At 49.4% G+C, this 20,264-nt stretch carries 14 protein-coding genes; 5 read left to right on the top strand and 9 right to left on the bottom strand.

Annotated features, from left to right (window positions below; genetic code table 11):
• Nucleotides 1–10: 10 nt before the first annotated feature.
• Together HMPREF0999_RS00750 and HMPREF0999_RS00745 are read right to left on the bottom strand one after the other, a co-directional pair.
• Nucleotides 11–988, bottom strand: a complete 978-nt coding sequence (locus HMPREF0999_RS00750) for a type I phosphomannose isomerase catalytic subunit (RefSeq protein ID WP_005858180.1) — start codon at nucleotides 986–988, stop codon at nucleotides 11–13.
• A gap of 22 nt (nucleotides 989–1,010) precedes the next feature.
• On the bottom strand, nucleotides 1,011–3,029 hold the full coding sequence (locus tag HMPREF0999_RS00745; RefSeq protein ID WP_009017118.1) for an alpha amylase C-terminal domain-containing protein: 2,019 nt from the start codon (nucleotides 3,027–3,029) through the stop codon (nucleotides 1,011–1,013).
• Between the two features lie 98 nt (nucleotides 3,030–3,127).
• Here HMPREF0999_RS00745 and HMPREF0999_RS00740 point away from each other — a divergent pair, with 98 nt between their 5' ends.
• Both HMPREF0999_RS00740 and HMPREF0999_RS00735 read left to right on the top strand, forming a co-directional pair.
• Entirely contained in the window at nucleotides 3,128–5,416 is a 2,289-nt protein-coding gene (locus HMPREF0999_RS00740; RefSeq protein WP_008779573.1) for a cation:proton antiporter, read from the top strand.
• 29 nt (nucleotides 5,417–5,445) lie between these two features.
• Nucleotides 5,446–6,030 carry a nitroreductase family protein gene (locus HMPREF0999_RS00735; RefSeq protein ID WP_008779572.1) on the top strand — a complete coding sequence of 195 codons (585 nt, stop codon included), beginning with the start codon at nucleotides 5,446–5,448 and terminating at the stop codon, nucleotides 6,028–6,030.
• A gap of 2 nt (nucleotides 6,031–6,032) precedes the next feature.
• Here HMPREF0999_RS00735 and HMPREF0999_RS00730 read toward each other — a convergent pair whose 3' ends face one another.
• Nucleotides 6,033–9,014 carry an AAA family ATPase gene (locus HMPREF0999_RS00730; RefSeq protein WP_009274912.1) on the bottom strand — a complete coding sequence of 994 codons (2,982 nt, stop codon included), beginning with the start codon at nucleotides 9,012–9,014 and terminating at the stop codon, nucleotides 6,033–6,035.
• Nucleotides 9,011–10,261 (bottom strand): exonuclease SbcCD subunit D, encoded by a 1,251-nt coding sequence (locus HMPREF0999_RS00725; RefSeq protein ID WP_009274911.1) that lies wholly within the window; start codon nucleotides 10,259–10,261, stop codon nucleotides 9,011–9,013. Before HMPREF0999_RS00725 ends, HMPREF0999_RS00730 begins: the two co-directional genes overlap by 4 nt.
• A 295-nt stretch (nucleotides 10,262–10,556) precedes the next feature.
• On the opposite strand from HMPREF0999_RS00725, the gene HMPREF0999_RS00720 reads away from it, so the two are divergent.
• On the top strand, nucleotides 10,557–11,807 hold the full coding sequence (locus HMPREF0999_RS00720; RefSeq protein WP_009274910.1) for a TonB-dependent receptor: 1,251 nt from the start codon (nucleotides 10,557–10,559) through the stop codon (nucleotides 11,805–11,807).
• 47 nt (nucleotides 11,808–11,854) lie between these two features.
• Here the strand turns inward: HMPREF0999_RS00720 and HMPREF0999_RS00715 are convergent, their stop codons facing one another.
• The 3 genes from HMPREF0999_RS00715 to HMPREF0999_RS22835 all read right to left on the bottom strand — a co-directional run bounded on the left by HMPREF0999_RS00715 (nucleotide 11,855) and on the right by HMPREF0999_RS22835 (nucleotide 13,903).
• A complete protein-coding gene (locus HMPREF0999_RS00715; protein ID WP_010184961.1) occupies nucleotides 11,855–12,775 on the bottom strand; it encodes a sensor histidine kinase in 921 nt (306 codons plus the stop codon).
• A gap of 401 nt (nucleotides 12,776–13,176) precedes the next feature.
• Nucleotides 13,177–13,500: a DUF4469 domain-containing protein gene (locus HMPREF0999_RS22840; RefSeq protein ID WP_228002668.1), complete on the bottom strand. Its 324-nt coding sequence runs from the start codon at nucleotides 13,498–13,500 to the stop codon at nucleotides 13,177–13,179.
• Nucleotides 13,466–13,903, bottom strand: coding sequence for a DNA-binding domain-containing protein (locus HMPREF0999_RS22835; RefSeq protein ID WP_229058993.1), 438 nt, complete (start codon nucleotides 13,901–13,903; stop codon nucleotides 13,466–13,468). Before HMPREF0999_RS22835 ends, HMPREF0999_RS22840 begins: the two co-directional genes overlap by 35 nt.
• 366 nt (nucleotides 13,904–14,269) lie before the next feature.
• Between HMPREF0999_RS22835 and HMPREF0999_RS00700 the strand changes: the two genes are divergently transcribed.
• Together HMPREF0999_RS00700 and HMPREF0999_RS00695 are read left to right on the top strand one after the other, a co-directional pair.
• On the top strand, nucleotides 14,270–14,623 hold the full coding sequence (locus HMPREF0999_RS00700) for a hypothetical protein (protein WP_009274905.1): 354 nt from the start codon (nucleotides 14,270–14,272) through the stop codon (nucleotides 14,621–14,623).
• A gap of 161 nt (nucleotides 14,624–14,784) precedes the next feature.
• A complete protein-coding gene (locus tag HMPREF0999_RS00695; RefSeq protein ID WP_083865942.1) occupies nucleotides 14,785–14,964 on the top strand; it encodes a hypothetical protein in 180 nt (59 codons plus the stop codon).
• Between the two features lie 329 nt (nucleotides 14,965–15,293).
• Here HMPREF0999_RS00695 and HMPREF0999_RS00690 read toward each other — a convergent pair whose 3' ends face one another.
• The gene (locus HMPREF0999_RS00690) at nucleotides 15,294–16,925 is read right to left on the bottom strand and encodes a SusD/RagB family nutrient-binding outer membrane lipoprotein (protein WP_010184970.1); all 1,632 of its coding nucleotides are present in this window, start codon (nucleotides 16,923–16,925) and stop codon (nucleotides 15,294–15,296) included.
• A gap of 24 nt (nucleotides 16,926–16,949) precedes the next feature.
• The gene (locus tag HMPREF0999_RS00685) at nucleotides 16,950–20,168 is read right to left on the bottom strand and encodes a SusC/RagA family TonB-linked outer membrane protein (RefSeq protein ID WP_009274903.1); all 3,219 of its coding nucleotides are present in this window, start codon (nucleotides 20,166–20,168) and stop codon (nucleotides 16,950–16,952) included.
• Nucleotides 20,169–20,264 lie beyond the last annotated feature (96 nt).

The raw sequence follows: 20,264 nt of genomic DNA, 5'->3' as shown, positions 1-20,264 counted from the left end.
CGCATCGATCTTATTGACCGATATAAGTCTCCATGAACTTAGCGCCCGGAGCCGGAGAGATGGTTATTACCTCCGTGTCCGCAGGGATCAAGACAGTTTGACCTTGGTGTACAAAGATCTCGTTTCCTTTATTATCACGGATGGAAGCCTTGCCTGCCATACAGATATAAACGACAAAAGAATCCAGTTCCGAGAAATTACGAACCATAATCGTATCCAGATCCAAAAGGTTTGTCGTGAAATACTTACAGTCCGCCAACTCTACCGTGGCATTCGTATGACCTTTGTAGTGAGTACGGTAATCCGGATACAACGTATAATCGATCGCGTCTTTCGCCAATTCCGTATGCAGCTCACGGCCATTACCGTTCGCATCTTTACGGTTGTAATCGTAAATACGATACGTGATATTACTAGTCTGCTGGATCTCTGCGATAAAACAACCCGCTCCGATCGCATGCACACGTCCCGCCGGCAAGAAAAATACATCACCTTCATTTACGTCGTAACGTTGAAGCACATCCATGATCGTATTGTTCTCCACCCGTTTCACGTATTCCTCTGCGTCGATTTGCTCAGAGAAACCGGAATATAGGCCAGCGCCTTTCTCCGCCTTGATCACATACCACATCTCCGTCTTACCGAAAGAGTTGTGGCGCTTTTTCGCCAGCTCATCGTCCGGGTGAACTTGAATAGATAAATTATCACGGGCATCGATAAACTTGATTAGCAACGGGAAAGTCGTCCCGAATCTCTCCATCACCTTCTCTCCCAGCAACTCCTTGCCATAAGAGCGGATCAACTCATCCAAAGACTTGCCTTCCAACTCGCCATTATCGACAATAGAATAATTTCCCTCAACATGAGAAAGCTCCCAGCTCTCGCCTACACCATTCTCAACCGGAGTAATACCCTTAAACGGGCAGATATCTGAACCGCCCCAAATCACCTTCTTGAGGATCGGCTTAAATGTAAATGGATATAACATAACGTGTTTTGTGTATAGAGTTTTACTTTTTGACCTTCACTTTCCTTAATACGACGGCGCTACGTGCCGGGATATAAAGTTTCAGCCATTCTTTCTTTTCTTTCTTATATAACGGATCAAATTGCGTGAAATGCCTTATGGTATCATCAGCCAAGCCAAACCCCCCGAAACGGGTAGCGTCAGTGTTCAATACGACCTCATATTCTCCCTTCGGAACCAAGAAACCGTAATCCGTGAACGATTTCGTCGGGCTAAAGTTGAACACAAAAACCAAGTCTTTACGCATATAAGCCAATATCTGATCGCCATCATTATCCCAAACCTTCTGGATAGGGGTATCTTGGAAATTCTTCACATCCCCGATCAATTCCAACATCTCACGGTCGAAATCGCCCAAGAAATGGTACTTCAAATCCAAGTTGTCCACCAAATTCCATTGGCGGCGAGCGTATTTATAAGACCATCCATTGCCCTCCCTTGGGAAGTCGATCCACTCCGGATGCCCAAACTCATTTCCCATGAAGTTCAGATAACCGCCATTAATGGTAGAAGCCGTAACCAAACGGATCATCTTATGCAAGGCGATACCTCTATCTACCATGAAATTATGGTCATCTTTTTGCATATGCCAATACATATCGGCGTCGATCAAGCGGAAGATGATCGTCTTATCACCCACCAAGGCTTGATCGTGGCTCTCGGCATAACTGATCGTCTTCTCATCGGCACGACGGTTCGTCGTCTCCCACCAGATCGAAGACGGATGCCAATCCTCATCCTTCTTTTCCTTGATCGTCTTGATCCAATAATCCGGGATGTTCATGGCCATGCGATAATCAAAGCCATAACCACCATCTTCGACCTTGGCTGCCAAACCCGGCATGCCACTCACCTCCTCGGCGATCGTTATAGCGCCCGGATTCACCTCATGGATCAATTTATTGGCCAAGGTTAGATAAGCGATAGCGTCGCCATCTTGGTGGCCATTAAAATAATCGCCGTAATTACAGAAAGCCTCGCCCAAGCCATGGCTGTAGTAAAGCATGGAGGTCACGCCGTCGAAACGGAAACCATCGAACTTATACTCCTCCAGCCAGAACTTACAATTCGACAATAAGAAATGAAGCACCTCGTTCTTTCCATAATTGAAGCACAGGGAATCCCATGCCGGATGCTCACGGCGTTCGCCACTCAGGAAATATTGGTCATACGAACCGTCAAAGCGGCCTAATCCCTCCACCTCGTTCTTTACGGCGTGGCTATGTACGATGTCCATGATCACGGCGATACCCATCCCGTGCGCCTCGTCGATCAGTTGTTTCAACTCGTCCGGCGTACCGAAACGGGAAGAGGCAGCGAAGAAGCTACTTACGTGATAGCCGAACGATCCATAATAAGGATGTTCTTGTATAGCCATGATCTGAATGGCGTTATAACCATCCTTCGCTACACGAGGCAATATATTTTGACGGAATTCATTATACGTCCCCACCTTCTCCTCGTTAGTGCTCATACCGATATGGCACTCGTAGATCAAAAGGGGAGACTTCTTAGGTTTGAATCGTTTATTCTTGAATTTATAAGGTTTCTCCGGGTTCCATACTTGAGCGCTAAATATCTTAGATTGCTCATCTTGCACCACCCGGCGAGTCCATGCGGGAATACGTTCTCCGCTACCGCCGTCCCACTCGACCAGCAACTTAAACAAGTCCTCATGACACATCTGCGCATCGGTCAAAGCGATCTCCCATATGCCATTCGCCTTACGTTTAAGCTTGTATTTATTATCTTTCTGCCATCCGTTGAATGTTCCGATCAAATAAATAGCGGTAGCATTCGGCGCCCATTCACGGAACACCCAGCCTTTCGTGGTTTTGTGTAACCCAAAATAAAGATATCCGGAAGCCATCTCGGATAAAGTTAGTTTACCATTATTCGTCAAGCTCTTTTCTTTATCAATCACGTATTGATACCGGCCTTCTATAGCCGCCTCATAAGGGGCCAGCCACGGGTCATTTTTTATCAGATTTAGAGACTCCATGATTTATTATAATTTGGTTCTCGGCAAAGATAAAAGAAAAAAACATACCCATTGATAATATTAGGATATTTCTTATATTCGCGGTAAACCGTATAAAGATGAGCAAAGGAACAAAAAGTATAGCCTTTTACCTAATGATGATCCTCATTTTCGGTTCGCTGATGTACTTTATCGCCAAAGAAGGGGAAAGTCAGCAACTGGAAAATTCGATTGCGTCCATTCAAAACGCACCTAGTAATTTAGAAGAGGGATTTACCATATTTACTCAATTATTAGTACATAATATCGAGTCTTCCATAGGAATTCTGCTTTTACAAATCATCACGATATTGCTTACGTGCCGTTTGTTCGGTTGGTTATTCCAGAAGATCGGGCAACCCACCGTCATCGGCGAGATCGTTGCCGGAATCGTGCTAGGGCCGTCCGTATTAGGCAATTTATTCCCGGAGGCTTCCGCCTTCCTTTTTCCTGTGGAATCGTTGGTGAATATAAATATGCTGAGTCAATTCGGACTTATACTCTTTATGTTCGCTATCGGGATGGAACTTAATATCTCCGAGGTAAGGAAAAAGCTGAAAGAGACGATCTTAATCAGTCATACCAGTACGATCGTCCCCTTCTTTTTCGGTATGCTGACCGCCTATTTCGTGTACGACAAATATGCGGATAAGAGTACGCCTTTCCTCTCTTTCGCCTTGTTTATAGGTATCGCCATGAGTATTACCGCCTTTCCCGTATTGGCACGTATTATCCAAGAGAAAGGACTTACCAAGACACATTTGGGTACCATCTCGTTGGCAAGCGCGGCGAATGGGGATATCACCGCATGGTGCTTGCTAGCGGTTGTCATAGCGATCGCACAAGCGGGTTCGATGCTAAGTGCCGTTTACAACATCTTATTCTCAGTTCTTTACATAGTGTTTATGTTTTTGGCGGTGCGGCCATTCCTGCGGATGATCGGACATATCTACCACAACAAGGAGGTAATCGACAAGGGGCTGGTCGCTTTCATCTTCTTGCTATTGATCACCTCGGCTTATCTGACAGAGATATTGGGATTGCATGCCTTATTCGGCGCTTTTATCGCAGGAGTGGTGATGCCGGGAAATGTCAAATTCCGCAAGATCATGACCGAGAAAGTAGAGGATGTATCCCTTGCGCTATTTCTTCCCTTATTCTTCGTATCCACCGGATTACGTACGGAAATAGGTCTTCTAAACAAGCCTGAATTATGGTGGCTATGCCTTATCTTCATAGTCGTGGCCATCGCAGGAAAGTTTGGGGGAGCGATGTTCTCCGCCCGATTCGTGGGTGAGAGCTGGAAGGATAGTCTCTATATAGGGGCTCTCATGAACACCCGTGGGTTGATGGAGCTGGTCGTATTGACGATCGGGTACGAGATGGGGATATTGACGCCTTCCGTATTCGTGATCTTAGTGCTAATGACACTGGTCACCACCTTTATGACAACCCCATTGGTCTCATTCATCAAATTCTGTTACCGGGCGCATGATAAGCTGATGGAGCAAAAAGAAAGAATGCCATTGGAGGGAATATTCAAGGTACTGCTATCCTTCGGACGAGCCGGAAACGGACAGATCATGCTGGACGTGGCCTACCAGATGTTCGCCCAAGGCAAAAACAAACTGGAGCTGACGGCACTGCATTTGACGGTTGGCTCGGATGTAAACCCGCTACACACGGATAATTTCGAGGAAGTCAGCTTCGGCCCGATCCTTTACGGGGCCAAGAAGCTGGGCATTCAGATACAGACTCGCTACGAGGTATCGAACAACGCCGGAGTGGATATTTGTAGCATCGTAAACAATGAGGGGTATGATTTCCTTCTGGTCGGTTCCGGGATATCGATGAGCAACACACCGGACGATATAGCGGCAAGCCATTACCGGGCCTCGTTCTACAACCGTTATTTCAAACGCTTCAAGGCTCCGGAATCCTGGTTTTATCCGGGTGCCTTATTGAAAGACAAGACGAAGATGTTTATCGAGCAAAGCAATTGCCCGGTAGGTGTATTCGTGAACCGGAATTTCGTCAAGGCATCGAACGTGATCGTGGTCATCGACTCCGAGGAGGATTTATTCCTGTTGGGATACGCCCAGACCTTATTGAAGTCTACACACGGCTCGGCCAGCGTACTTGATAAATCCAGCAGTACGACCCCGGGGAACGAGGTGATCAAGGAAGGAATCCTGCGATTCACGGAAGACGTGAAGCAGACCACGCTTCTACGAGAGAAAGACCTTACGCCCCAGTCTTTCAACGGCTTCAACTTCATGCTGATCAGTTATAAGACATGGAACGATGTCTCCGAGCACCGGAAAGAAGCCTTGCAGAAGATGCCTTCTACGTTGATATTAAGTAAATAATCCGTTATAAACCATATAAACCCGTCTTTATGAGAATCTGTCTTTTCTTCTTGATCACCGTTTTCCTCATGGCCTGCTCCTCTACGGGGAACCAGCGGCAGGAACCGGAAAACCAGACCTTGGAAACGATACTCAATCGCAAAAGCGTACGTAAGTATAAGGATCGCCCGGTAGAAAAGGAAAAGATAGACAAACTGATACGAGCCGGAATGGCCGCCCCTTCCTCCCGTGACAGGCGACCTTGGGAATTCATTATCGTAACCGACCGGAAAGCCTTGGACACAATGGCCGAAGGTCTCCCCTTCGCCCGGATGCTGAAAGAGACAAGGCAAGCGATCGTCGTTTGCGGCGATACGATCAAATCCTCCAACGCTTGGTTTCTGGATTGTTCCGCCGCCTCGCAAAACCTGCTACTTGCCGCCGAATCCATGGGATTGGGAGCCGTATGGACGGCTGTTTACCCCTATCCGGACCGGATTGAGATCGTCCGGAAAGAGCTTCGGCTACCGGATCATATCATGCCGTTGAACGTCATACCTGTGGGATACCCCATGCAGAAAGAGACTCCCAAAAACAAATACAACGTCCAACAGATCCACCACAATGGCTGGTAAAGCTATATGACTTCCAGATAACTCCGTCCGTTTCCCGCCCGGTTCACCCGGATCTGCACGGGAATACGTTCCGTCATTTCCTGTACGTGCGAGATAACGCCGATCTTGCGCCCTTGCGTACGCAGGCTCTCCAAGGCATCCATAGCGACCCGCAACGTCTCCGCATCCAAAGAGCCGAAGCCCTCATCGATAAACAAGCTCTCTACCTTCATCCGGTTCGAGGAGAGAGAGGACAAGCCTAGCGCCAAGGCCAGCGAGACCAAGAAAGATTCCCCTCCGGAAAGGCTATGCACGGTACGGATCTCGTCGCACATATCTTGGTCGATCACCTGCAAAGCCAAGGTATCCGGCACACGCTCCAACCGGTAACGCCGGGATAGTTGCCGCAATTGCACATTCGCGTAATTCAACAAGACATCCAAGGTGTACCCTTGTGCGATCCTACGGAACTTGGCGCCATCCGCAGAGCCTGCCAGCTCATTCAGCTTCGCCCAACGCTCGCTCATCGCCCTCCGCTCCGAGAGCTCTTGCTGGAAGCCGGCTATCTTCCGCTTATTCTCCTCGTGCGTACGCAGACGGAAGCTACATTCAGACTTTTGGGCCGTCATTTCCGACAGGGATTCCTCCAGCGTCTTCCCCTCGGAGTTCTCTTGATAGGCGACCATCCAGTTATCCAGCTCCTGCCGGCGTGCGGAAAGGAGACCGGAAGTCTCCGCCAGATCCTTCTTGATCTGTTCCGTAACCCCCCGGTATTGCTCCACCTCGCCGGCGTGCCTCGTTGTACTCTCTTGCAGCTGCTTCAAATGGCTCTTCAAGGCTTCCACCCGTTCGTGGAAGGTACGTTCCACCTGGTCGGCTGGCTGGCCTCCCAGCAGGAGATTCCGCTCCGAACGCAAGCGGGTATAGGATTGATTCTTCTCGTCGTAGGCTTTCGCGGCGTCCTCGTACTGCTTGCGCAAGGGAGGGAGGAAAGCCTCGTACGACTCCCGTTCCGCTTGATGGGCGCTCCGCTCCCGTTCCAGTTCCCGCAGGCGTTCCCCGTTGGCTTGCCACTGGCGGGCGAAATCCGTCAAGGTCTCCCGGAAGCTTTCCGGGTCCTTGTTCCAGCCCGTCTGCCATGCGTCGTTCCCGAACAGGGCGTTGGCCGCTGATAGGGATTGGGACAGCTTCTCCTGCTGTTCCCGCTTATCCAGTTCTTCCCGGTCGATTTGCTCGGACAAGGATTGTAACTGGTTCCTTAATTCCGTCCGTGCGTTCTCGTCCGCGGCGAGTTGTTTATGCAGCTCCAATTCTTTCTGTTGCAGGGCGGCGAGTTGTTTCCCGCAGGCCTCCTGCCGTTCTTTCCGGTCGAGAAGCCGCTTGAGGCGCAGGGTAGCTTCCGAGATGCGATCCGCCAAGGCCAACAGACGCTCATGCGCCTCGTGAGAGGCGAAAGGATGCTCAAGGCTTCCGCAGACCGGGCAAGGCGTTCCGGCGGTCAGCTTGTCCCGCAGGCTTTTGATATCGCCAGTCGTCACGAACTGGGCTTGCTCTAGCAATAAACGCTCCCGTTCCGTACGGCAGGTCTCGATCGATCGATCCAAAGCCTCCGGTTCCAATTCCTTGAGGGCAAGCGCTACGGACTTCCGCTCTTCCTCGATCTTTACCTGTTCCTTGGCGTGCGTCTCCGCTTCCCGCCGCAAGGATTGCCTCCGAACCTCCAACCGCTGGATTTTCTGTCGGATGGCTAGCAAGGCCTTGTCCGACCGCTCGACTGCCCGGCGAGCCGTAAGGCAGGTATCCAGATGAATCAACAAGGCCGACAGTTGCTCGGCGATCCCCTCCTTGCTCCGGTAACGTTCACGCCACGACGTCAGCTTGTCCCATTCCTCCGAGGCTTTCTTCTGCCGCTCTTCCACCTTCCTGAGTTTCTCTTCCGCCTCCTGCTTCCGCCGGGAGAAGTCTTTCATCCGTTCATCAGCCTCGGAGCGGGCTTTCAAGGCCGATTCCAGTTGCACGTCCAGTTTCCGGGCCTGTTGCAATTCCAGTCGCAAGCCCTTAGATTCCTCATCCGTCCTCGCCAATCGCACCTCTCCTTGCTCATACTCCTTCCTTGAGGTTTCCAGCGATGCCAACGCCCGTTCCAAGAAACGGGCGTTCTCCTCCCGCTGTTTTTCCTTCGAGGCGATCTGGACCTCGGCCGCTTTCACGGCCTCCCGCAGGCTTTGCCGCTCGGCCCTCGCCTTCTCCAGACGGGCCAGCTCCACCTCCAAGGCCGAAAGGCGGGTTTGGGAGGCTTCCACCTCCTCCTCCGACAGAAGCTCTATGTCTTGTACGCGGGCGTATAGCTGCTCGTAGGCCTCCTTCGCCTCGGCGTTCTTGGCGAAGATCCGGCGGGAGATCTCCGAGTATTGCTCCGTACCGGTCAGTTTCTCCAGCAAGGAGGCCTTCTCGCCCTGCTCCGCTTTCAGGAAGGTAGAGAAATCGTTCTGGGCCAAGAGCACCGAGCGGGTGAACTGATCGAAAGTCAGGCCGATCAGCTCGATGATACGGGCTTGCAGGTCCTTGTTGGTTCCCGGCTCCTCTTTCCCGGCATCTATATTATATAATGTAAGGCGGGCGGCCTGCAAACGTCCGCTCTCCTTCTCCCGGGCCCGGGATACGGACCAGCGGGCGCGATACCGACACCCGTTCAGCGCCACGAAATCCACCTCGGCATAGCCCGAGGCCGTCCCGCGGCGCAAGAGGAAGCGGGGGTCGCTTTGCGGCAACACATCCTCTTGCACGTCCCTCAGCCGCACGTTATTCTCCTTCGCCAGCTCCGTTCGCGGCGTACGGGAGAAGAGGGCGAGGCACATGGCATCCAGCAACGTGGATTTTCCCGCCCCCGTAGGCCCGGATATAGCGAAAATACCCGCCGAAGCCAAAGGCTCTTCCGTAAAATCAATGGAAAACTCTCCTTCCAGCGACGCCAGATTGCGTCCTCTGATCGCCAGCACTCTCATAAAGAAACCTCCCTCATCACCTCATTAAACAATGTCTCTATCTCCTCGGGCAACTCGCCTCCGTATCTCGCGGCAAACGTATGCCTCAGCATATCCAACGGAGCTATCTTTTGCAAATCGTTATACGACAAGGCCCGCTCCTCTGCCTCCCCTTCCCGCCGGGGATACGAAGGAACGATGGAGGTGAGGCGGACCGCCTTCCCGACCAACGCCTCCTCTACCCGATGACGGAACGTAGGGTCCGGCTCCGTCAGCAGGACCCGTATCTCCACGTAAGGCCAGCGGCTCTCGTCCTCCCTGCCCTCCTCCGGCTCCGGAAGCCCGGCGAGGCATCGCAAGACCTCCTCCGGTGGTAACGGGCTGTCCGGTATACGCATCAAGTCCGCGACTCTAGGAATCCCGATCGCCTCGATCTCCGTGACACTCCCCTCCTCGATCTCTACAGCTATCACTTGATGCCGGTAATTCTTCTCCGAGAACGACATGGGAAGCGGGCTTCCGGCATAACGTACCGCCTCGCGCCCGCCGATCCGTTGCGCCTTATGGATATGCCCCAGCGCCGTATAAGCGATCCCGGCGTCGAAGGTATCCGCGGATACGGACTCCAGACCTCCCATGATCGCACGCTCGCTCCGGTCATCCTCCGATAGTTCGGCTCCGGTAGCGTGGAGGTGTCCCAAGGCTACGATCGCCTCGCCGGGATTCCTCCGGGCATCCGCATAAGCGTAGAGCCGCCGGTACATCCGGCCGATACCCGCCACATACGAGTCGGGCTCTCCCTCGGGTACCGCCGGGTAATCCCCTTGGCGGAGGAAAGGCACCGCCAGGCAAAGCGCCTCCCGTTCTCCCGCCCGGTTCCTCAAAGGGACGACGAGCGAAGCGAGGTCGATCTCCCCGGAATCCGTCCTCCCCACGATACCGACAATCGAGGTATTCAATTCCTCCAGCAAGGGATTCGGGGCTTCCAGACGGATCGCGGAATCGTGGTTGCCGGCGATGATCACGATCTGCAAGCCCGGATTCAGGCGATTCGCCTCCCGCAGGAAACGATAGAAACGGCGTTGCGCCCCCGCGGAAGGGTTCGTCACGTCGAACACATCGCCGGCGATCAACAGGACATCCGTCTGCCGCTCCACCAATAGATTTGTCAGAAAACCGAGGAAAGCCTCGTGCTCCGCCTCCCGGTCGTAGCCGAAAAAGGTCTGGCCCAGATGCCAGTCGGCGGTATGGATAAGTTTCAATGCCATATATTGTCATATTTATAAAAGCAAAGGTACAATTTTTTTCTAGGTTCTTTCTTTTGCCGTCAACATAGCCAAAGAGACATATCCGCGTCAAGGGAATAAGTTGTCGTTTCTTCTTTTTCAGGTCTATTTCAGCAATATACATCATAATATATGTATTTTAGTCCTAAGTTTATAAATTCTTTTGTTACATTTAGAGCGAAGAATGATCATCAACCGTTTTTCCCATAGCAACGGAATATCATAGATTTCCTAAAGGCAATGACATAGTTTACAATAAAAAAACTAAATAAAAATCATGTACCATCTGATACTAAACGTTCTAGTTTTCTTTCTCCCATTGCTTCACGGGGATAAATCGACCGCATCAAATCCGGATATCAAGGAGGGAAATGAGGCTTACACAGTCTCATTCTATCCGGAAGGGGGCCGATTGATATTAAATACCGCCTGCGTAGTCGCATTCAAGGCAGAAAGCAGAGATGGTAGAACATTAGATATCTCAGGAGAGATCGTGGATGACAGAGGTAATATTGTACAAAACGTAAAATCCTTATATAACGGATTAGGATATTTCAATATTTACCCAGATGAAGGAAGGACCTATTATCTGAACTGTAAAAGCACAGAAGGTATAGAAAAAAGCTTTATATTACCTGCCGCAACCCTGTCAATAGGGATAAAAGTACATTTCAAGGAAGACCAAATATTAGTCTCCGCCTTAAAACCAGAGCATTTGCAATTTAAAGACACTTTATATATACTGTTACAATCCGAAGACTCCATCGTTTATAAAGACATTTGGGATTTCTCAAGGAGATGGATCGTATTCGAGAAAAAAAACATCAAGACCGGCCTGTCTAGTTTTCTTTTAGTCGATAGTAATGGCGATCTACTTTCCGGGCGACCGTTTTTCAAGCTAGAAAATATCTCATCACTCCAATCTTTGCCTCCGGACTTCAAGATAAGGCTACTTCCTATCATGAACGATCCGGGAACTGACTCCATACGGAAGAATCTCGTATTGGATACTTTGGCCAAGACTTTAACAATCGACCAGGAACAATCGGAACCTGATAAAAGGCCAGATGATGATATATGGAAGACCATCGAGTTGGAGAATGTAGAAATCAAGGCATTCAAGAAAGACAAACAGAATCAAGGACTCTATTCGCCCGTCCAAGCTTCCAGCCGTATTTATAGCTCCCAAGATATAGAACGGTGGCATATAAATGAGATGAAATCGTTATTATCTCGCTTTAGCGGGGTTAAATTTATCTTCGATGACGTTAAGCAAAAATATTATCCGGTACTCCGTGACGCGATAACTTCCTTTAGATCAAAAAATGAAGGGAAACCCCTAGTCGTGATCGATGACACGCCTTTTATCGATTTCGACATCCTAGATTACCCCGTCAACGACATAGAAGAGATATTTTTACTAAAAGGATCAGACGCTGCCATATGGGGACCTAAAGCTAGCAATGGAATCATCGTCATTATAACCCAAAGGGGTAAATCCACAAAAACCGAGCAAAAAGAGGAGTAAAATGAGAATCCCGTCCGGGGGCGGCAAGACATCCGTTTCCCGCTCCACTATCCCCCCTTATATACCGGCAGCACGACCGAGAAGCGGCTTCCTTCTCCCTGCTTAGAACTCAGCGCTATCCGTCCCCCCAAGTTTTGTACGATTCCTTGGCAGATAGACAACCCTAGACCGGCCCCTTGGCTGAATTCATCTTGCTTGAAAAAACGGCTGAACACCTTCTCTTGTTCCTCCTCCGATAGACCGATCCCGGAGTCCTCGACAAATATCGCCGCCTCATCCGTGCCCCTCAGATGCTTAAATCCCAACTTTATATATCCGCTATTCGTGAATTTACAAGCGTTTGTCAAGAAATTGGTTATAACTTGAGAAAGTCTCTTTTTATCCGTATAGATAAACAAATCCCCCTCCGCCTCTTTCGAGAATCGTAGGTGGGCGGGGACCAATAACTGATGGGCGAGGTAAAGATCGTCTACCAACTCCTTGACGGAGCAGCTCTCTTTCTCGAATTTCATTTGTCCCGATTGAAGTCTCGAAACCTCCAGAATATCATTGATGAGCACCAACAGCAGATCGCAGCTCTGATTGATCGTCTTGGCAAACAGCTGCTTGTCGGCCTCGTCTAAGTCCTTCTCCGAGGCCAGCAGGTTCGAGAAGCCTACGATAGAGTTCAGCGGCGTACGTATCTCATGGCTCATGTTCGCCAAGAACTTTTGCTCATATCCCCTCATGAGGATAAGCTCTTTTTCCCGTTTCTTCATGTCATTGATATTGATAAGTATACCACTCACGTCTTTGCCTCCCTCCGCATTATCTACCGCAGGCATGGCGCTAAAGCGGAATTCCCACCATTCATAATCAGATCCGGTAAAGCGGGCACGGCATTGGAATACCTCCTTGTCCGCTTTCCATAAAGATTGTCTCAGTAACTTGAAAGAAGTGAGGTCATCGGGATGTATATGCCTCCACACTGTATGGCCAAATCCAAGAAGAAATACTTTTGAGACAGACGGGAAAACATCACTCCTGTTTGCTTCTTCTCCCGCCTATACAAATATAAGACACCGATTAATAGGGTGATAGAAGCTGTCTCAAAAACAGGTCTTAGCCTATAATACTCAAATAAGGGCGTATGCTTAGGTAACAAATATATCCCCGTAAACAAGGTTGCTAAAACTAAAAATATATAAAGTAGATATTTCATGATTCCATGGTTTAAAAAAGTATTTCACCCTATGCTCTACCCCAAGTTCCCATTGTAAGGAGATCTAAACGAGCGTTTAGGGACATCCTAAATGAGCGTTTAGGGACATCCTAAATGAGCGTTTAGGGATGCCCTAAATGGGCGTTTAGGATATCCCTAAGTCCAAGGTCAAATCTCATCGGGACTTTCGCTATCCGGATTTCCAGTTCCTACTGAGAGAGGATAAGGAAAACGATTCCTGCGGATTTCCTTCAAGAAAAACTTGTTATTTCCCCCATACTGCGTGGCCACTTCCAAATAATAAGATCCATCAGCTAAGGCAGGGATAATCAACGAAAAAGCGGAAGGATCGTTTCTTATCAGGGAAGTCATCGGTACGGCTGTCTCCGTCTCGTCTTTTGCGTTGACGAAGAAGAAACCAACCGCCTTACCTTCTTCTCCAGCTATTTTTATACGGTTACCCGTACCGACCAAACCACCACCGGGGGGCAATTTGCCGTTTTGAGTCCCAGTAGAGACATCCGTCACTAATGATCGTAGGGAGTCCTTCCTCTACCGCACTTACGATCACGCTAATGCCCTTCATATCCTCCTTAATCTCGGCACGGGGGGAACTCCATAGAACAACGCTGTTACGTGACGGGTCAAACTGGGCCTTAGGTCCGATGAAAGAGCCATCCACGCCTAATGAGTTATTCGTAAATCCAAATTCCACGGTAGAAGCTGAGTAAACTTCTTGTTTAGCGACAGCAAACAAATCGTTATAGGCACTTTCTAATTCAGAGGCGGAAAACTTGCTACCATTTTGAGCAGCCAGTTTACAAAGGTCTTTGATCGTACGGTTCGCCACATAAGTTACCTTGTAAGTAAAATCGTCTTCTCGCTCTGTTAACATATTTGTGACTAGTTTACCGGTTATACTACGCATTTTGGGGTCTGTTGAAGTCATAATAATCTTGAATTATGAGTCCTCATGGAACGATGTCGAAGCACTATCTTTGGTTTTTCTTTTTAACTTTCTGATTAACAATAGTTTGAATTATATTGGAGAGTTCGTGATTGTAGTACTTGAATACTGTAATTGTCGAAATCTTCGGTTTATTGACGACAAATAACAGAATAGAGCTGTATCTTAAGAATTGTAGTAACATCGCGATCTCGGATTTTAAGTATTATTATGATGGATTTCCCGCGATATGTTTTATCCAGTCCCGATATCAACGAGAAGACTTTGTGAATTTTATCGAAAGAGAAAGATGGGATGGTGATTCTTGAAGCACCGGAATGGAGTCCGATCCGACAGGTCAACTTCGTAGCTTCACTGGATAAGATGGCTGCTGACCAGACGAAGAAACGCTATCCGGAAATAGAAGTCCCGAATGAACGACCATTTAAATGTCTTTCTTTTGCCCGTAAGTCTTTTGTCTATTTCCTGGATCTGGATAGAGTCTTGTACTTACATGCCGATCGTTCACGGTCATATCTGTTTATACTCTCAAAGGCCAGTTTATCCATGAATTCTCCACTAAGGGGGGAGATTCAGCCATTCCGTTACCTCGAGGAGTCTATATCCTGCGTATGGATGGTGAAACTTATAAAATTCGTCTTTAAATGAACGTAACAGAGATCGTGAAAAGTGTGATTTAATGATCGATTGAGGAAGGCATCCTTACGGATGCCTTCTTTTATGTTGCATACGTGCGTTTGATCATTAATGGATAAATAATCCTTTTTTTGTTGTCTAATTTCTTGATTATTAGCGGCATTTGTTGTAAAATGGATGAAGTTATAGCGTTACTGAAGGAACATTTGTCGAAATCTAAAGTAAAGGAAAAAGAACTTGCTTTCCGCATTGACCGTCTGCTAGAAGAAATTACTTCCCTGAAAGATGATCTCCTTCAGGAAGGCAAGTGTTCTTACATTCTTGTCCCCATAGCTAAAGATTTTAATTCATAATGTTTTTTGTAGTTTCATGAAAAATGCTTTTTTCGAGAACAAGTACCTGTTTCGATAGAGAATAGTAAGATAATCACACCAAAATACAGTGTACATTATTCTATGTAACTAAACAGGCTAATCGAATATACAAAGAGGGGATAAGATGATGCTCATTCTTATCCCCTCATGCCATCAGTTATTCAAAAATAGTACCTTATACTACTACCATCCGCACAATTAATGCGTCAAGCAATAATATGGCTCTTTCTTGGCTTTATAATAATAATTTGTAACTACTTAGAGTAGTCATTTTCTTTCTTTTTATCTACTCTGATCAATAGAGTGGTTTATTTCGCCACGTCCCACCATATGCGAGAACTGAAGTGATCGCCACCGGACAGACGGCTAACAGCTGTCTCGTAATTAGCCGCATTGTCTTGCGACTCTTTCGATGGGTAGCGGAAACGACGGGGGATCTCTCCATTCGTATCTGCGTTAGGATACGGATTGGCCGGGTCATAGGTCGATTTCAATTCCGGATAGCCGGAACGACGCCAGTTAGCAAAGGTCTCGTATTCATCGCAGAAACAGTTGATCCAATATTGTGTGTTGATCTGTTCCAACGCTTTCGATGCATTGAACGGATTCTCCGTCAAATAGCGGTCGATCGCGGCCTGCGTCAGATACTGATTGTACAGCGCCGTGCCGTTGGGGAACTGTGCGAACTGCCGCATGGCAGCGCGTACGCCATTCTCGTAGTAGGTCTGCGCGCTCCCGTCTACCCAGCCGCGTACGGCGGCCTCAGCCAGCAACAATTGCGTCTGGGCATAGGTGCAGACGAACGTCGGGCCCGTCGGGTCGGAATAGGTATAACGGTTTATCGTGGAATAACGGCTCCTATACGTGCTGCGGTAATCCTCGTCCTTGAACTCGGGATATTTGTTTCCTACGAACCACGGGCTATCGGGGCTGTCGGAGAAGCCGCTAGGCAATCCTTTCTGGACGGCCGGGGCGGAATCGCCATATTGGAAGTCGCTACCCGCCTGCACCGAGATGGTCGGGTCCTCGCACACCGTACCGATCAACGACAGGCGCGGATCGTTAGTACTTTTCAGCAGATCCACGAAATACTCGGTCAGGAAGAAGTTGCCGCGATCCTCGTGCGAGTAGATCTTGGCGTATGGCTCGGAGGAGTCGTTCGTTGTCAAGCCACCCGCATGCATCAGCATGCAGTTGTCCGCGTCCGACTCAAACACCCCGTTGGCTACCGCGGTCTTCACCCATTGCTCCGCCGCGGCCGGGTCTACCTTCGACATACGCATCGCCACGCGCAGCATCAGTGAGTTGGCAAACTTCCTCCACTTCGAGGCATCGCCTTGATAGAAGTTGTCCGCCGATTTCATCGCCGCCGCCGATGCGCCGTTCAAGGCGGCCTGTGCCTCGTTCAATTCCTTCAGCAAATCCATATAGATAGATTGTTGCGTGTCATACTCCGGAAAGGAATACAACTCCGGCTGTACCGCCTGCGAGTAGGGGATATCCCCGTAAAGGTCGGTCATGCGGTGCATGCCGTAGGCGAGCATGATACGGGCGATTTGGTAATCGGTCTGCCGTGACGGATCCTCTTTCCAAGCCTCCACCGCATCTTTCATGTCGCGGAGCGCCCCGCGCGTGTCACCGTTGTAGATTTCCCAATACGCACCTGAGTAGCCGTCGTTCCAAGTGTAATTCGCATTACCCGACCAATTGAACGATGCGGTATGGCTCATCCATTGAGCCGCATAGATACAACCGTTTCGCCATACGTCCCAATCAGATCCCAACATCTGATGCTGACCGTTGGTGAACAATAACTCGGTCGGGATATTCTCCGAATTCAGGTGCTCCGGGTCCATATTCACATCCCCGAAATCGCTGCAACCCGTTCCCCCGATCATGGCCGCGGCGGCGCACGTCATATATACTAAATACTTTTTCATACTATTATACTTCTTCAAACGTGATTAGAATTTGACATTGACATTGAAACCGACATTTCTCGTGGCCGGATAACCGTTCAACTCCAAGCCCTGTCCGTTCGTGTTGTTGTAAGCTGACTCGGGATCGATGTTATCGGTATGCTTCAAGATAGTCCATAGGTTACGTCCCACCAACGAGACGCTCAAGCCCTTCACCACCTTCATCTTGTTCAAGACAGACTGCGGGAAGGTATAGCCGAGCGACAACTCACGCAACTTGATGAAGCTGGCATTGTAGACGAACTCCTCGGCGATATTATTGTTGACGATCCCCTTGTGATAATCCTGCGCGTTTACCGCCACGTTGTTCTCTCCAAGGATCTTTCCATTGTCATCTATCATGACACCGGCACCGATAAAGCCACTGCCTCCCGGGTTATCGACCGTACGGCCAAGCAACGTACCCTTGTGCAGACCCTCGCTGTAGAGCGAGTAGTTCGTGCCGGAGAAGAGGCTTGCGCCTGCCTTGTAGTCAATCAAGAACGACAAGGAGAAATCGCGGAATCTCAACGTGTTGCTCCATCCTCCGGTATATTTGTAGACACCGTTGCCTAGGTTCTGCAACTCGTCGGTCGCTTGCGGGATACCGTTCTTATGGATGATCCGGCCTTGCTCGTCACGGGCGTATTTGTAGCCCACCAACATACCGTAAGGCTGGCCTACGATGTTGCGGACGGTCACGTTGCCCGAGCGTGCGGAGGCTCCGTCGATAGACAGGGACTCTACGCCTCCCAGGTATTTCACCTCACTATCGTTGTATGCGAAGTTGAAGGTCGTCTCCCATGAGAAGTTCTTCGTATGCACCGGTGTCGCATTCACCATGAACTCGAAACCTTGGTTCCGGATCTCGCCCACGTTCATGTATTTCGATCCGAACCCGGACGCGCTGGACGTGGTGACAACAGCGATATCGTCTGTCGTGTTCTTGTTGTAGTACGCCATATCGAACGATAGGCGGTTGCTCATAAACGCTAGGTTCAAGCCCACCTCGTACTCCTTGATGCTGACCGGTTTCAAGTCTGGATTCGCAAATTGGTTACTGTTTGCCGTACCTCCGGTCTGTCCGTTGATCTGGAAATTCTGAACCTTATACACCATCAAGGTCTTGTATGGATCTGTACCATTGGAGGAGCTTGCCCACGAGCCGCGGATCTTACCGAAATCGAACCAATCCGGCATATTGTCACGGAAGGTATCGGAGAATACCCACGAGAGCGTCACGGACGGATAGAAATAGCTGTTGCTATCCGGGTTCAAGGTGGAGAACCAGTCGTTACGTCCCGTCAGATTCAAGAACACTTGGTTCTTCCATCCGAAGTCCGCTGTAGCGTATATGGAGTTCACCCGGTATTCCGAATAGTCCTTCTTCGATCGTTTATCGCTGAGATTATTTACAGACCACAGTCCATCGACGATAAACGGACGGCCTCCATCCGTCGTATAGAACATCTTGTTGATCGTACGCTGACGGTTACCGCCCAACGTGGCGCCAACCGACCAGTCGCCCCACTCCTTATTGAACCCGATCAAGTAGTTCAAGTTCATCTCGGAGAAGCTACGGGAGTATTCCGTCATCCAGCCTTGTGGATCCGCAGCAGCTCCAGTCGGCTGTATCTGTTTGAACTCCAAATTGTAACCATCGCGTTGAACGGCACCTTGCACATACAACCAATCCGTGATGTCGTATTTCAAGGTCATTGATCCCGTCAAGCGGTTCTTCTGCATATCGTTGGTTTTCCGATACTGCAACCAGTAGGGGTTGTTGAAATATACATTGCGGTTACCATTACCGTTCATTTCCGAGCCGTCCTCAAAGGAACCCCAAGGAGCGTTCGCCGAGCCTCTTTCCAACCAACGTACATCGAACGAGTTCGCCAAGTGCAGCAAGGTAGCGTTGGTATTACCGTTGCCATCGGACAGGTTCGAACGGCCTTTCGACTTCTCGAACACATAGTTGGCGTTCACGATCAAGTGCAGGTTCTTCAAGATATCATACGTCGTATTCATATTGATACCTTGCTGGCTGTTACTAGAGTTCGGTAACTGTCCCTTCTCTGCTACGTTGGATACGCCGAAGCGGTAGGTGATCTTGTCTCCCGCGCCGCTGAGCGAGGCGGAAGTTGAGTTGTTGATACCCGTGCGGTAGAAATTCGGCCAATTGTCGATATACTCGTAAGGCACCTCATTTCCCAGGAAGTTGGTCGCCGTACCACCTAAAACGTCTCCCCAGCTACTAGTCTGCGTGGTCTCAGCTCCCGCTACGGAGGTAGGACGTACGCCATAATCACCCTGCCCGAATACATTTTGAAAGTCTCGGTAGTCGTAGATCATGTTAAAAGTCAAGTTGTTGTTGAACTCGATGTTCACAGGCTTACCTTTCTTTCCGGACTTGGTCGTGATCAAGATCGCACCGTTACCACCGCGATATCCGTACAATGCGGATGCGGCGGCACCTTTTAACACCTGTATGCTCTCGATATCGTCCGGGTTGATGTTACTCAATCCATCACCCATATCTATACCGCCCCATGTGCCGGCCGATCCTAAGTTCTGGTTACTGAAGGGCACGCCATCCACCACGTATAGCGGCATATTATTACCTGTCAGGGAGGCGTTTCCGCGGATGATCACACGGGAGGAACCACCCGTACCGGTCGAGTTACCGCCTACGCTAACACCGGCCACCTTACCGGAAAGGGCGTTACCTAGGTTCGGGTCACGGGCCATCGTAAAGTCCTCGCCACCCACTTGCGTCGTGGAGTAACCCAACGAGCGGCTTTGGCGTTTTATACCCAATGCGGTGACTACCACCTCATCGATCTTCTGCGTGTCCTCCGTCAGTTTCACTTGCAAGCCCGTCTGCCCGCTCGCCGTGATCTCCTGTGTCGCATAACCGATATAACTGATCTCGATTACCGCCCCATTGGGAATCTCCAAAGAAAAGTTTCCGTCTAGATCCGTAATCACGCCGTTTGTCGTACCTTTTTGGATCACGTTCGCACCGATTACGGGAATACCCGCTTCGTCTACGACCGTACCTGTCACCTTCTTGTCCTGCTGTACGCCCATCACCTCATCAACCGTGCCTACGGAAGCAGGAACGGCCATCGCCGCGTTTACAGAAAAAGCGGAAAGCAACAAACAGAACGCCGAGGTTTTAGCTATCCATTGAAGGGATAATAGCTTAGATTCATTCTTTGTCATCTTGCTTTTGTTTTAAAATTAAGTTTAAGTTTAGATTGATTACATTTATTCCTGTAATGTTATATCACAATATGAACATGGTTCCAGCGGAACTAA

It is taken from the genome of Parabacteroides sp. D25 (assembly GCF_000307475.1).
Lineage (GTDB): Bacteria > Bacteroidota > Bacteroidia > Bacteroidales > Tannerellaceae > Parabacteroides > Parabacteroides distasonis.
The sequence above is the reverse complement of the archived record's forward strand: the minus strand, read 5'-3'. Positions and strand labels throughout refer to the sequence as shown.